The organism is Salinifilum aidingensis (genome assembly GCF_054782015.1).
This window is the reverse complement of the sequence record NZ_BAAGTH010000012.1, coordinates 90,000-104,300: the sequence shown is the minus strand read 5'-3', so window position 1 is coordinate 104,300 and position 14,301 is coordinate 90,000. Positions and strand designations below refer to the sequence as shown.

8 protein-coding genes are annotated in these 14,301 nt (G+C 74.0%); 5 read left to right on the top strand and 3 right to left on the bottom strand.

What is annotated here, in order from left to right; all coding sequences use genetic code 11:
* Positions 1-743 precede the first annotated feature (743 nt).
* Entirely contained in the window at positions 744-4,160 is a 3,417-nt protein-coding gene (locus ACYVJE_RS16760; RefSeq protein ID WP_461145197.1) for a translation initiation factor IF-2 N-terminal domain-containing protein, read from the top strand.
* Positions 4,161-4,298: 138 nt separating this feature from the next.
* Here the strand turns inward: ACYVJE_RS16760 and ACYVJE_RS16755 are convergent, their stop codons facing one another.
* The gene (locus ACYVJE_RS16755) at positions 4,299-7,484 is read right to left on the bottom strand and encodes an arabinosyltransferase domain-containing protein (RefSeq protein WP_461145196.1); all 3,186 of its coding nucleotides are present in this window, start codon (positions 7,482-7,484) and stop codon (positions 4,299-4,301) included.
* A 592-nt stretch (positions 7,485-8,076) separates the two neighbouring features.
* On the opposite strand from ACYVJE_RS16755, the gene rplU reads away from it, so the two are divergent.
* The 4 genes from rplU to proB all read left to right on the top strand — a co-directional run bounded on the left by rplU (position 8,077) and on the right by proB (position 11,429).
* Entirely contained in the window at positions 8,077-8,385 is a 309-nt protein-coding gene (rplU, locus tag ACYVJE_RS16750; RefSeq protein WP_459158700.1) for a 50S ribosomal protein L21, read from the top strand.
* Positions 8,386-8,396: 11 nt separating this feature from the next.
* Positions 8,397-8,657, top strand: coding sequence for a 50S ribosomal protein L27 (rpmA, locus tag ACYVJE_RS16745; RefSeq protein ID WP_459158701.1), 261 nt, complete (start codon positions 8,397-8,399; stop codon positions 8,655-8,657).
* A 94-nt stretch (positions 8,658-8,751) separates the two neighbouring features.
* Positions 8,752-10,311 carry a GTPase ObgE gene (gene obgE / locus ACYVJE_RS16740; RefSeq protein ID WP_461145260.1) on the top strand — a complete coding sequence of 520 codons (1,560 nt, stop codon included), beginning with the start codon at positions 8,752-8,754 and terminating at the stop codon, positions 10,309-10,311.
* Complete coding sequence (proB, locus tag ACYVJE_RS16735; RefSeq protein WP_461145195.1) at positions 10,308-11,429, top strand: glutamate 5-kinase; 1,122 nt, start codon at positions 10,308-10,310, stop codon at positions 11,427-11,429. Before obgE ends, proB begins: the two co-directional genes overlap by 4 nt.
* A 74-nt stretch (positions 11,430-11,503) precedes the next feature.
* Here the strand turns inward: proB and ACYVJE_RS16730 are convergent, their stop codons facing one another.
* Both ACYVJE_RS16730 and ACYVJE_RS16725 read right to left on the bottom strand, forming a co-directional pair.
* Complete coding sequence (locus tag ACYVJE_RS16730; RefSeq protein WP_459158703.1) at positions 11,504-11,734, bottom strand: zinc finger protein; 231 nt, start codon at positions 11,732-11,734, stop codon at positions 11,504-11,506.
* Between the two features lie 323 nt (positions 11,735-12,057).
* Complete coding sequence (locus ACYVJE_RS16725) at positions 12,058-14,181, bottom strand: RecQ family ATP-dependent DNA helicase (RefSeq protein WP_461145194.1); 2,124 nt, start codon at positions 14,179-14,181, stop codon at positions 12,058-12,060.
* Positions 14,182-14,301: the final 120 nt, after the last annotated feature.

The window sequence follows — 14,301 nt, the reverse complement described above, 5'->3', positions numbered from 1 at the left end:
GTCCGGGCCACCACGGGTTCCGGACCGCCGGGTGCGGCTCGCGGGATCGCTCGGACGGCCGCAGCTTCCGCGCTCCGGTCGCGCGGGTGTTGTCAGCGCGCGGTTCGGCGAGCAAGCATCGTCGGCGAAGCGGTCGCGCGGTGCGACCGCCGCCGACGAACGTGAGCGGGAGGTCGTCCTGAGTCGATACGCGAGAGCGAGTTCGCGCGGCGTCGCCGGTGCGTGCGCATCGGCGGCGCCGCGGCGTGCGCGTCGGTCCGGTCCGTGGACGGTGGGGGCCTGCCGCGCTCCGTGAGCGGAACCGATCCGTCCCGTCCGGTTGGACGATCGGCGGACCGAACCGAGACGGTATGGGATACTCGTGGTGGCCGTCCGGTAGAGCACACCGCCGAACGGTTCGACGACGAGGCCACAGCCCTGCGCGTCGTCGCCGGTCGGGACCGGGGGCGGAGGAGATCCGCTCGCCGCTGCGCCGGCCGGCTCGCCGACGGGAGGCTTGCGGGGACTCGTTGGCCCGGACGGGTAACGGGGAGCCGTGCCCGGGTGCGAGCAGGAACTGCACCCGGGGCGCTGCGGCTGAGGAGCGCCGGGCGGTCGTCGTCGACTCCGCCGCGCGGCTTCTCGCCGGGGCGGAACAGACCGAGAAGGATTGCCGCCGTCCTCGGACGGCGGAAAACGAACAAGAACGCATGCCCCTGTGCGGCCCGCGTCGTTCCGGACGCGCCCGGGGGCGGAGGAGCTGGATGTTGAACACGGACACACCCGCTGGGACACCCAGCGGGTCATCGCCCACACCCGCACGAGGGGAACAGGATTCGCAGGGGGGCGCCGCGAGCGCCGCAGCCGGTGCGGTCAGCGAGGAGGCCGGGCAGGACACGTTCGAACTGCCGGCCAAGATGCGGGTGCACGCGCTGGCGAAGAAGCTCGGCACGAGCAGCAGGGAAGTCATCCGGACCCTGCAGGAGCTCGACGAGTCGGTGCGCAGCGCGCAGTCGAACATCACCCGGGAGGTCGCGCTGCGCGTGATCGGCGCGCTGTTCCCGGAGCGGATGCCCGCCGGCACGGGCGGAGCGGACGGCGCTGCGGGCTCCGCCGAGGTGTCCACCGCTGCGCACGGCGCCGCGTCCACGAACGGGGCCGCGCCGGCCGCCGCACCGAAGCCCGCGGAGCAGCCCGCGGCCGAGGCCGCCGAGGGGACCGCTGCGGAGGGCGGAAGCACCGCGGAGGGTGCCGCAGCCACCCCCGGGAAGACCACCGCTGAGACCGCCGAGAAGACCACTTCGGAGACCGCCGGGGAGGCCGCCGGCTCGGGCGGCAGGGAAGCGGCGCCGCTGACCCCGCTCTTCGCCGCGCCGGACGCCACGTTCCTGGCGCCGGAACCGCAGCAGAACCGCACGGCTGAGAAGGACTCGACCGAGGCGGAGTCGCCGTCCGAGCAGCGGACGGCCGAGGACGGCTCCGCCGCCGCTACCGCGGTGAGCGGTGCGGGGGCGCAGACCGCCGAGGAAGAGGGCGAGGCCGAGGACGAGGCCACCGACCAGACCGGTGACGACTCGGACCAGAGCGGTGCCCGCAGGCGGCGCCGCCGCGGCCGCCGCGGTCGCGGACGCGGACGCGGCGGGGAGAGCGACCAGGCTCAGCAGGAGCAGACCGCCGAGGGCGGGACCACCGGCGGTGACACCACCGAGGAGTCCTCCTCGGAGCAGGGCGCCGCAGCCGAGGAGCAGGCCGAGTCCGAGCAGGACGGCGAGTCCGGTGCCGGGAACCGGCGCAGGCGGCGCCGGCGCCGCCGCAAGAGCTCCGGCGAGGAGGACAACGGCTCCGGCGGCAGCGGTTCCACGCGCGAGGACGACCCGCCGAACACGGTGGTCCACGTGCGCGAATCCGCCCCGGAGGGCCGGCAGGACAGCAGCGAGGACGAAGTCCGCTCGGTCAAGGGGTCGACGCGGCTGGAGGCCAAGCGGCAGCGCCGCCGCGACGGGCGCGATGCGGGACGCCGCCGCGCACCCGTGCTGTCCGAGTCCGAGTTCCTCGCCCGCCGCGAGTCCGTGGACCGCCAGATGGTGGTGCGCCAGCAGGGCGAGCAGACCCAGATCGCCGTGCTCGAGGACGACGTCCTCGTCGAGAACTTCGTGACCTCCTCCGGCAGCGGCTCGCTGGTCGGCAACGTCTACCTCGGCCGCGTGCAGAACGTCCTGCCCAGCATGGAAGCGGCGTTCGTCGACATCGGCCGCGGGCGCAACGCGGTGCTCTACGCGGGCGAGGTGGACTGGGACGCCGCCGGCCTGGCGGGCAAGGCGCGCCGCATCGAGCAGGCCCTGCAGACCGGTGACAACGTCCTGGTGCAGGTCACCAAGGACCCGATGGGGCACAAGGGCGCGCGGCTGACCACGCAGATCAGCCTGCCCGGGCGGTTCCTCGTCTACGTGCCCGGCGGCAGCGCCACCGGCATCAGCCGCAAGCTGCCGGACAACGAGCGCAAGCGGCTCAAGGACATCCTCAAGCGGATCGTGCCCGAGGACTCGGGAGTGATCATCCGCACCGCCTCGGAGGGCACCAGCGAGGACGCGCTGGACCGCGACGTGCGGCGGCTGCAGGCGCAGTGGGAGGTCATCAAGGAGAAGTCCGAGGCCAAGAACACGCACGCGCCGCAGCTGCTCTACGAGGAGCCGGACCTGCTGATCAAGGTCATCCGCGACCTGTTCACCGAGGACTTCTCGGCGCTGACGGTGCAGGGCGACCAGGCCTGGGAGACGATCGAGGCCTACGTGCAGCACGTGGCGCCGGACCTGGTCTCGCGGCTGTCCAAGCACGTCGGCAAGAACGACGTGTTCACCGAGCGGCGCATCAACGAGCAGATCTCCAAGGCGCTGGACCGCAAGGTGTGGCTGCCGTCCGGGGGCTACCTGGTCATCGACCGCACCGAGGCGATGACGGTCATCGACGTCAACACCGGGAAGTTCACCGGGTCCGGGGGCAACCTGGAGGAGACGGTCACGCGCAACAACCTCGAGGCGGCCGAGGAGATCGTGCGGCAGCTGCGGCTGCGCGACGTCGGCGGCATCATCGTCATCGACTTCATCGACATGGTGCTGGAGGCCAACCGCGATCTCGTGCTGCGTCGCCTGACCGAGTGCCTGGGCCGCGACCGCACGCGCCACCAGGTCGCCGAGGTCACGTCGCTGGGCCTGGTGCAGATGACCCGCAAGCGCGTCGGCACCGGCCTGCTCGAGGCCTACAGCTCGACCTGCGAGCACTGCCGGGGCCGCGGCCTGCTCGTGTCCGCGGATTCGGCGAACCACCAGCACCACGGCAACGAGAACGGCGGGCGGGGACGCCGCCGCGGCAAGGGCCAGGACGACGGCCGGCACTCCGAGCCCAAGGGAACCGACAAGGGCGACAAGAGCGACAAGGGATCCGAGAAGGGATCCGAGAAGGGGTCCTCCGACAAGGGCGACAAGGGAGCTGACTCCCGCGGCGGCAAGGAGCAGCCGGGCAAGGCCGAGCCGCAGCGCGGTGAGGCCAAGACCGAGGACAAGCCCGCGGAGGCCGCGCAGGAGGCGTCCGAGCAGTCCACCCGCTCCGCGGGTCGCCGGCGCAACCGCCGCGACAAGCGCGGTGCGCAGGCGCGGGAAGTGGCGAAGGAAGCCCCGGCCGAGTCCGCCGCGGAACCCGCTCCCGCCGGGCGGTCGGCTCCGGCCTCCGCGGAGGCGGCCGCGGCACCGGTCTCGGGCGCCGGAACAGCGGCGGACGGTTCCGCGACCCCGGCGGGACGGGGCGAGCGCACCTCCGCTGCTGCCGCGGAGACCTCCGCGGCCCCGGCCGTGCCGAGCACCGCAGCCGGAACAGCGGCGGGCGCGCAGGAGGCCTCCGCGGAGGCCGCCACCACGTCGGCAGGCGCGAACGGGCCGGCGGACGAGAACGGGTCGGCGGACGAGAGCGGTGTTCCGACCGGCGGGCGGGGACGCCGGAAGGCCACCCGGCCGAGCGGCAGCACCAGCGCCAGCACCAGCGGGCAACCCGTGGTCGTGGCCAAGCCGGCCGAACCGGCCGACACCGGGAGCACCGTCCCGGCCGCGGAACCGGAGCCCGAGGTGCAGCCGGTGCGGCGGCGCCGCCGCACGGCCTCGCGCCAGTCCGGACCGCCGCAGGAGAGCTGACCCAGGTCGGCGCCGACCGGGGGGACTCCGCGGATTGGCCGGTGCAGCCGAGCACACGGCCGCCGGTCCGCGCGTCCGCTCCGGTCGGCGCCGACCGCTGCTGCAGCGCCCCCCGGGTGCTCGTTGAGCCCCGGGTGATCAGTCCTCGTCGGAGAACCCGCGCACGTCGCCGCGGGCGTCGGAGGAGGGCATGTCCCCGGGCAGCTCCACCGGCTCCGGCAGCGGTCCCGGCGACCACGTCCCCCAGTGCGTCTCCGAGCTGGTGCGCAGCGCGGTCTCGGCCGGTGCGGCGCGGACGTACGGCTGCACGCGGTACAGCGTCCCCCAGTCGCGTTCGTAGTCGCCCCGCAGGTACGTGGGCAGTTCCCGCGCGGTGGTGGCCACGTTGAGCCAGCCGAACGGGCCGCCGGCGTCCGGCGCCGACCACCCCTGCCCGGTCTCGCGGAACTCCCTGCCGGCCGAGACGCGGTAACGCGGCAGCTCCGCCACCCCGTGCCCGAGGCGCGGCTGCCGCAGGCAGGGGTGCACTAGCGCGGCGGGCCACTCCACGAAGGCCGGGTCCCGGCCGACGACCTCGGTGAGCGTGGCCACGCGCGGCACGCGCGGGGCGCTGACGGCCACCCAGCCCTCCGGGCCGAGCGCCGCGTCGGTGGCGACCACGCGCACCATCGTCGCCTGCCGGGCCCGCTCCGGGACGTCCCCGCGGTAGTCCCGCCACCCCGGTGGTGGCCCCTCGAGCACCGGGCTGCGCCCGAGGACCTCGAACCCCTCCGGCGTGGGCCGCCCGTACTCGAGCACCACCCGGTTGGCGCCGGTTTCCATCCCGGCCAGGCTCAGCGCCACCGGACGGTCACCGCGCCTCGCCTGCTCCGGCAGGCCGTACCAGGGGGTGCGCAGCTGCCCGGTGTTGGTCCCGTCGGGGTCGTAGCTGCCCCACACCGGGGCCCGGTCGTCGCCGAACCCGTGCGGGGGACGCCAGTTCGGTTCGCCCGGTGCGGCCTCGTCGCCGCGGGGCAGGCGGGAGCGGTCGAAGCCGCGTTCCGCGGGGCGCAGGTACCCGGGGCCGCGCTCCGCCGCCGGAGTCCCCGGCGCTGCCGCCGCGGGCTGCTGCCCGACCGGCGTGAGCACCCCTTCGCGGGGGTGCGGTTCCACCATGACCGAATCGGACAGCCCGCAGCTGGCGCCGACGAGCTGCTGCACGTTGTCCGCGCCGAGGCTGTACTGCTGGCCCTGCTCGGCGATGGCCTTGCCGAAGGCGGCCAGTTCGCCGAGCACGAGCAGCGCGCACACCAGCGACAGCGGGGCGGTGCCCAGCCGCAGGGCGCGGCTGCGCTGCTCCGGGTGGTCCTGCCGCGCGCCCCCGTGCGCGGCGCGCGGGTCGATGCGCACGTGTTCGACCACGGCGACGAGCGCGGCGACCCCGGCCAGCAGCAGGAACAGCGTGCTGGCCTCGTGGCCGCCCAGCGAGGGCGCCTTGTCGAACCAGGGCACGCCCCAGTTGGAGACGTACCACCAGGCGTTCGGCCCGGTGGAGGCCAGCGCGACGACGAGCATCAGCCCGGAGAGGAACGCCGCCCGGTTGCGTCGCGAGCGCAGCACGGTGCTGCTCGTGGCCAGCGCGGTCAGGGCCGCCAACCCTCCGCCGAAAGCGGCGAGGATGCCGAAGTGGTGCGTGTGCTTGGTGGGGGTCAGCGCCAGCACCACGAAGCACAGCGCGGTCACGGCGACGAGCCGGCGGCTCGGTCCGGCCGCCGCACCGTTGATCCGGGTGCGCCGCGCGATCACGAGCGCGCAGGTGACGAGGCACAGCAGCACGAGCAGCACGGGGAACCGGCGGGTGAGCGACCCGTCCGGGATGGGGCTGAACAGCAGCGCGTAGCGCTCCAGCTCCTCGTACCAGTGGCTGTTCGGCCCGATCCGCGTCTTCAGCGCCATCGCGTCGAGCACCGAGCGCCAGCTCTGGTCCAAGTACACCAGCACGAGCACGAGGAATCCGGAGCAGGCCACCGGAGCGATCCCGGACCACCACCCGTGCGCTGCTGCGAAGCGGCGCACCAGGCGTGTCAGCGGGCGCACCGCGGCGAGGAACGGCAGCACCGCGACGAGCCCGTGCGGGTTCGCGGTCGTGGACAGCGCCGCAGCCAGCAGTCCCCAGGCGGCCGGGGCGATCCGCTGGGAGGCGACGGCGCGTTCCACCGCGCACCAGGAGGCGAGGGCGAAGAACACCACGACCGGTTCGGGGCGCAGGCCGTTGTTGTACGGCAGCCAGAACGCCAGGAACACCGCGGCGGCGGCCCAGCCCGCGGCCGCGCTGCGCCGCAGCTGCGGGCCCAGGCGGGGCAGCACTCCCCGGCTGATGAGCAGCCAGCTGCCGACGGCCAGCGCCAGGGCGGGCAGGCGGACCCACGGGGTGGCCGTGGACAGGTGCACCCACCCGGCGTAGATCTCGTAGAACCAGCCGAACGGGGATTCCGGGTTGGCGAACCAGCGGTAGTAGTTGCTCACGTACCCGGCGCTCTCCCGCGCGCGGAGCATGCTGAGCACGTAGCCGTCGTCCGAGGTCATGGCGCCGATCAGCCACCACGCGAGCAGGGCGGCGAACACGGCGGCGTCGCGCGTGGTCAGCCGCGCCCACCCGGGTCCGGTCAGCCGGGGCGGGCGCCGGCCGGTGGCGTCGTCCATGCGGCGCAGCGCCGCCATCGCGGCGGCGAAGGAGACCACGGCCAGCGCGGTGGCGGCGAGCTTGAGCGCGGTCGCCGAGGTCTCGAACCGGTCGTCCACCCGGGCGCGCACCGCGAGGCCCGCCGTGTCGTCGACGTCCTCGTCGACGTCGGAGTACACCCCGGTGAGCTGGGGCCGTTGGTCGCCGGGGGCCGCAGCCCAGGTCCGGCCGCCCAGGTCGGCGCGCAGCCCCCCGGCGTCGGCGTGCACGCGGACGGTGCAGTCGCCGGTGGGCAGGTCGCGGGAGCCGATGCTGCGGCCGGTGTTGAACAGCTCCACCCGGTTCTCGTGCGCCCGCAGCGCCAGGCCGGTCAGCTGCCCGTACTTCGACTCGGGCGGGGTGGTGGTCAGCACGACGCCCGCGTCGGGGCGCGCGTCCACGTCGCGCAGGGTGCTGCAGGGGATCGTCGCGTCGAACCGCAGCGGTGCGTAGGCCACGAGCGGGGCCGAGACGGCCTGCGTTCCGTTCGCGGGGGTGGGCCAGCTGAGCGCGGTGGTGTCGTGCCGCACCGGCAGGAACGGGACGAGCAGCGCCAGGACCGTTCCGAGCAGGCCGAACAGCACGGCCGCGCGGCGGGCTGACGTGTGCGGTAGGCGGGGCACGTGGGGAACCATACGACAGCTCGGACCGCTGCGTAGTCCTGTCATCACGTGGGGTGCCCGCACCTCCGCGCGGTACCGCCGCCGGGCTGGGCGGCCGACTGCCCGCGTGCCCGGCGACGACGTCGTCGACATCTCCCGAGGAGCGCCCTCCCCGGTCCGCCCCGCGGATGACCGGGCACGACACGCGCGCCCGTGACCGGTACGATCGGTGCGCGTCCCGGGGGTTGGCAGTGACCTCGGTGCTCCGAGCCGCGGTGTTCCGAGCCGGAGCATCGTGCCGCGGAGCTCTGCGCGCCGGCGTTGTCGTTGCGGAACGCTGCGGCGCGGTGCGGCACGAGCGGGTCGCCGCCCCGGTCTCCTGGTGGGACGAGCGTTGCCTGTATGATGGGCGGGAACTTCTCGCCGCCGATTGCGGGCGGAGAGACTCAAGCCTGTTGCGGCGGCGATCGCCCGTGTGGCTCGGCTGTCGAGACAGGAACCACCGAGACGCTGCACCAGCGGCGTGTCGACCTCCGGCCTCCGGGCCGGAGCGGGGCGTAGCGCCGAGTACCTGGTGAAGTAGCGAAACCGAGCAGCAGGAGACTTCCGACTGATGTACGCGATCGTCAAGGCCGGCGGCAAGCAGTACAAAGTGGCTGTCGGAGACGTCGTCGAGGTCGAGAAGCTCGATGGCGAGCCGGGTTCCGAGGTCAACCTCCAGCCGCTGATGGTCATCGACGGCTCCGATGTCACGGTTGACCCGGGCAAGCTGGCGGAGACGTCGGTGACCGGCCGTCTGGTCGAGCAGACCAAGGGTCCCAAGATCCGCATCCACAAGTTCAAGAACAAGACCGGCTACCACAAGCGGCAGGGTCACCGGCAGAAGCTGACCCGTGTTGAGGTCACCGGCATCAACAAGTGAGGGCCTGAGTCATGTCACAGAAAAAGGGTGTATCGAGCTCCCGGAACGGCCGCGACTCGAACCCGAAGTTTCTCGGTGTGAAGCGCTTCGGCGGTCAGGTCGTCAGGGCTGGTGAGATCCTGGTGCGGCAGCGTGGAACGCACTTCCACCCCGGCGCGAACGTCGGCCGCGGCAAGGACGACACGCTGTTCGCGCTGTCCGAGGGCACCGTTCAGTTCGGGCGGTACCGCGGCCGGGACAAGGCCGTATCCGTGGTTCCGGCCGAGAGCTGACCCGCTCTCGGCCGATTCGAACCCTGCCGAGGGGCGGGTCCGGGACACCCCGGTACCCGCCCCTCGCTTTTTTGCTCAGGAGGCATCCGTGTCCGTGTCGCGGTTCGTCGACCGCGTGACCATCCACATCAAGGCGGGCGACGGGGGTAATGGCGTCGCCTCGGTGCGTCGCGAGAAGTACAAGCCGCTGGCCGGGCCCGACGGGGGCAACGGCGGCCGCGGTGGCGACGTCCGGCTCGTCGTCGACCCCGGGGTGCACACGCTGCTGGACTTCCACTACCGGCCGAACGTCGAGGCCAGCAGCGGCAAGGCCGGCAAGGGCAACAACCGGCACGGCGCCGCGGGCGAGGACCTCGTCCTGCCGGTGCCCGACGGGACGGTCGTGCTCACCTCGGAGGGGGAGGTCGTCACCGATCTCGTCGGCGAGGGCACGACGTTCACCGCGGGCAGCGGTGGACGCGGCGGCCTCGGCAACGCGGCGCTGGTCTCGCGCGCTCGCAAGGCGCCCGGCTTCGCCCTGCTCGGTGACCCCGGTGACCAGCTCGACCTCGTGCTGGAGGTCAAGTCCGTCGCCGACGTCGGCCTGCTGGGCTTCCCCTCGGCCGGCAAGTCCTCGCTGATCTCCGCGCTGTCCGCGGCGCGGCCGAAGATCGCCGAGTACCCGTTCACCACGCTCGCGCCGAACCTCGGCGTGGTCACCGCCGACGAGAAGGTCTTCACCGTTGCCGACGTGCCCGGCCTGCTCCCGGGTGCGAGCGAAGGCCGCGGTCTCGGGCTCGACTTCCTGCGGCACATCGAGCGGTGCGCCGTGCTGGCGCACGTGGTCGACTGCGCCACCCTGGAACCGGGGCGCGACCCGCTGACCGACATCGACACGCTCGAGCACGAGCTCGCCGAGTACACCCCGGCGCTCAGCGACGTGGACGGGGTGCCGGACCTGGCCGACCGGCCACGGGTGGCCGTGCTCAACAAGGTCGACGTGCCCGAGGCCCGCGAGCTGGCCGAACTGGTGCGTCCGGAGCTCGAGGAGCGCGGCTGGCGCGTGTTCGAGATCTCCACCGCCTCGCACGAAGGACTGCGGGAGCTGACGTTCGCGCTCGCCGAGGAGGTCGAGCGGTTCCGCGCGCAGCTGCCGACGCCGCAGCCCGAACGGGTGCGGGTGCACCCGAAGGCGGTCGACGACGACAGCTTCACCGTCGAGCCCGACCCGGAGGAAGCGGACGCGTTCGTCGTCCGCGGCGCCAAACCGGAACGGTGGGTGCGGCAGACGAACTTCGACAACGACGAGGCCGTCGGCTTCCTCGGCGATCGGCTGGCCCGGCTCGGCGTGGAGGAGGAGCTCGCGCGCCGAGGAGCGGAATCGGGCAGCCAGGTCACCATCGGCAGCATGACCTTCGACTGGGAGCCGTCCACCCCCGCGGGCGTGGCCGCGATGCAGGGGCAGCGCGGCGGGGACGCGCGGTTGGAGCGGACCGAGCGCGTCTCGGCCGAGGAGCGCAAGCAGGCCAAGGAGGAGCGCCGCCGCTCCCTCGACGCGGCCGGGGCGTACATCGGTGACGAAGACGACGTCGACGACGACTTCCTCGACGAGGACGATGACGAGCAGGGCGTCGCGGACGTCGACGGATGGGACGGTGAGGGGGACAGCCGGTGAGCGGCCAGGGGGTGAGCACCCGGGAGGCGATCGCCACCGCGCAGCGGATCGTCGTCAAGATCGGGTCCTCGTCGTTGACCACCGCCGAGGGCGGGCTCGACCGGTCGCGGCTGGACAAGATCGTGGACGCGGTGGCCGCGCGGGCGGTCGCCGGCACCCAGGTGGTCGTCGTGTCCTCCGGTGCGATCGCCGCGGGTCTCGCGCCGCTGGGGCTGCCCAGCCGCCCCCGTGACCTGGCCTCCCAGCAGGCCGCGGCGAGCGTCGGGCAGGAAGCGCTGGCCCGCGCCTACGCGGCGTCGTTCGAGCGGCACCGGATGATCGTCGGCCAGGTGCTGCTCACCGCCGAGGACGTGGTGCGCCGCGGGCACTACCGCAACGCGCGGCGCACGCTGCACAAGCTGCTGTCGCTCGGGGCCGCTCCGGTCGTCAACGAGAACGACACGGTCGCCACCCACGAGATCCGCTTCGGCGACAACGACCGGCTCGCCGCCCTCGTGGCGCACCTCGTCGACGCCGGCGCGCTGCTCCTGCTATCCGATGTGGACGCGCTCTACGACGGGGATCCGCGGCGCAGCGGTGCCAGCGTCGTGCGCGAGGTGTCCTCGGTCGCCGATCTGGACGGCGTGGAGGCCGGTGAGGCCGGTGCTTCCGGCGTGGGCACCGGCGGCATGGCGTCGAAGGTGCAGGCCGCGCGCGTGGCCTGCACCTCGGGGATCCCGGTGCTGCTGACGTCGTCCGACCTGGCGGAGAGCGCGCTGCGCGCGGCCGACGTGGGCACCGCCTTCGCGGCCAGCGCGGACCGGCTGTCGCCGCGGCGGTTCTGGCTGGCGCACGCCGCCGGGAGTTCCGGACGGCTGTGGCTGGACTCCGGAGCGGTCGACGCCGTCGTGCGGCGCCGCAAATCGCTGCTGGCCGCCGGCGTCACCGCCGCGGAGGGCGTGTTCGACGGCGGGGACGTCGTGGACCTGGTCTCGCCGCGCGGGAAGACGGCCGCGCGCGGCGTCGTCGCCTACGACTCGGCCGAGATGCCCGCGCTGATCGGTCGTTCCACCCACGACCTCCCCGCGGAGCAGCGCCGCGAGGTCGTGCACGCCGACGACCTGGTGCCGCTGCGCTGACGCGGCCCACCGCCGGCGCCCGGCGGACGGCGCGCCTCGGCGTCGATGCGGCGGTGCCGGCGCGGCGGTACGGCTCAGGAGCGGCCGCTCGGAGGCACTCCCGGGGTTCCGGCCATCGCGTGCGCCTGTTCGTTGCACTCCGTGCAGGTGCTCCACAACCAGGCGACGTCCGAGTTGTCGGCCGTCACGCGCGCGCCGCAGAGCGCGTCGACCTCCGTTCCGTCCGGGAAACCCCCGCGGGGACGTGGCGTCAGCGTGGCGTGCCGCTTCCCCTCGCCGGGTTGCCAGCGAAACGGGTGGGGCATGACTGAATCACCGCCTGTTCGCGTCGGGTCGCTGCGGGCCGCCGCGCCACCGCGCTGCCCGCGATCGCGTGGCCGGCCGCGGACCGCTCCGGAGTACGTCCTTCCCGACTGCGACGAGTCCGCAGCCCGACCATCCTAGCGGCCGCACCCGGTGGTGATGATCCGCTGCCGGGTGCGTCGCAACGCTTTCGGGTTGTGCGGCCGTCCGCGTCGTGGGACGGGCGCCGGTCCACCCATTCTTCCGCCCTGATCGGCACGTGCAATGACACGAACGGTCCTCCTCGGGCGGGGGAGGGTCCGCACTGAACGTGTCCCGCGCCGCGTCAGCTCGCGCTGGCCAGGACCAGCGGCAGCACCCCGGGAGCACCGGCCTGCCGGAGCCTGCTGCTGAGCACCGCCACCGTCCAACCGGTGTCGACGTAGTCGTCCACGAGCAGCACCGGTCCGCTCAGGCCGGACAGGTGCTGCGCCAGCTCGTCCGGCAGCGCGAACCGCGACCACAGCGCCCGCACCCGGCGGGCGCTGTTCGTGCCGTGCGGGGTGCTCCCAGTGGTGGCGGTGACCTCGCCGAGCAGCGGGAGCCGCCCGATCGAGCCGATGCGCTGGGCCAGTCCGCGGACCAGGTTGGGCCGTTGCCGCGACTCCACGGCCACGATGCCGACCGGTCGCTGCTCCCACTCCCAGGCCGCGAGCACCCGCACGCACGCCTGCACCAGGTCGTCGTCGGGCGGCTGCGCACCGTCCAGCAGACCGCGCAGCCGGGAACCCCAGGACAGATCGGTCAACCGGGCGATGGCGCGCCCCGGTTCGGCGCGCTGCTCAGCGGCGATCCGGCCGGAGGCGGGGATGTCGAAGGCGTCCAACCCGCTCGGCCACTGCCGCCGCGGCGCGATCTCCACGCCGGGCCGCTGCAGCCGCTCCTGCGCCCGGCGCACCCGCTCCTCCGGCACGTCGACCTCGGGGTGCGCCCCGGTGCAGTTGTCGCACCGGCCGCAGTCCTCCGCTCCCGGGTCGTCCAGCTGCCGCCGGAGGAACCGCATCCGGCACTCGCCGGTGTCCAGGTACTCCAGCATCGCCCGCTGCTCGGCGGCGCGCTGCTCGGCGATGCGCGTGTAGCGCTGCGCGTCGTAGTGCCACTCCTGCCCGGTGGCTTCCCAGCCGCCGCGGACGCGGCGCACCGCCCCGTCCACGTCGAGCACCTTGAGCACCATCTCCAACCGGGCGCGCCCCAGCTCCACGTGCGGCTCCAGCGCCGCGGTGGACAGCGGTTGGTCCGCGTCCGCCAGCGCCGCCAGCACCGCGCGCACGGTCGGCTCGGGCGGGAAGGCCAGCGAGGCGAAGTACCGCCAGATGTCCTGGTCCTCCGAACCGGGCAGCAGCACCACGTCGGCGCGCCGCACGCCGCGCCCGGCGCGGCCCACCTGCTGGTAGTAGGCGATCGGGGTGGCCGGCGCGCCGAAGTGCACCACGAAGCCCAGGTCGGGCTTGTCGAAGCCCATGCCCAGCGCGGAGGTCGCCACCACCGCCTTGACCCGGTTGTTCAGCAGGTCGTCCTCGACGCGCTGGCGCTGTTCGGCGTCGTCGCGGCCGGAGTAGGACACCACCTCGTGGCCCTGTTCGCGCAGGTGGGCGGCCACCTCCTCGGCCGTGGCCACCGTCAGCGCGTAGACGATGCCGGACCCGGTGAACCGCGACACCCGGTCGCCGAGCCAGGCCAGCCGCGTCTGCGTGTCCGGCAGCCGCACCACCGACAGGTGCAGGCTCTCCCGGTCGAGGCTGCCGCGCAGCACCAGCGCGCCGGTCTCCGCCTCGCCCGCGTCGTGCTCGCCCGCGCCGACGCCGAGCTGCTCGGTGACGTCCTCGACGACGCGGTCGTTGGCCGTGGCCGTGGTCGCCAGCACCGGCACGTCGGGCGCGAGCTCGCCGAGCAGGCCGCGCAGGCGCCGGTAGTCCGGGCGGAAGTCGTGGCCCCAGTCGGACACGCAGTGCGCTTCGTCGACGACGAGCAGGCCGAGCTCGGAACCCAGCGAGGGCAGCACGTTCTCCCGGAACTCGGGGCTGTTGAGCCGTTCCGGGCTGATCAGCAGCACGTCCACCTCACCGGTGGCGACCTGCTCCTCGATGCCGGCCCAGTCCTCGGCGTTGGCCGAGTTGATCGTCGCCGCGTGCACGTCGGCGGCGGCAGCGGCGGCGACCTGGTTGCGCATCAGCGCCAGCAGTGGCGAGACGATCAGCGTGGGCCCCTCGCCGAGCTCGCGCAGCAGCGCCGTCGCCACGAAGTACACGGCCGACTTGCCCCAGCCGGTGCGCTGCACCACCAGGGCGCGACGGCGGTGCAGCACCAGCGCGCGGATCGCCTCCCACTGGTCCTCGCGCAGCGACGCGTCCTCCCCGGCGAGGGCGCGCAGCCGGTCCTCCGCCATCTCGCGCACGACGTGTTCGTCCATACCTCGATTCCTACCGCACCGCTCCGGCGGGCCCGGGCGCGGTGGGCCCGCACGACGCGCGGTGTGTCGGGCTCGGCCAGCCGGGCCGGCCGGGGCTGGTCAACCCGTGCGCGGTGGCGG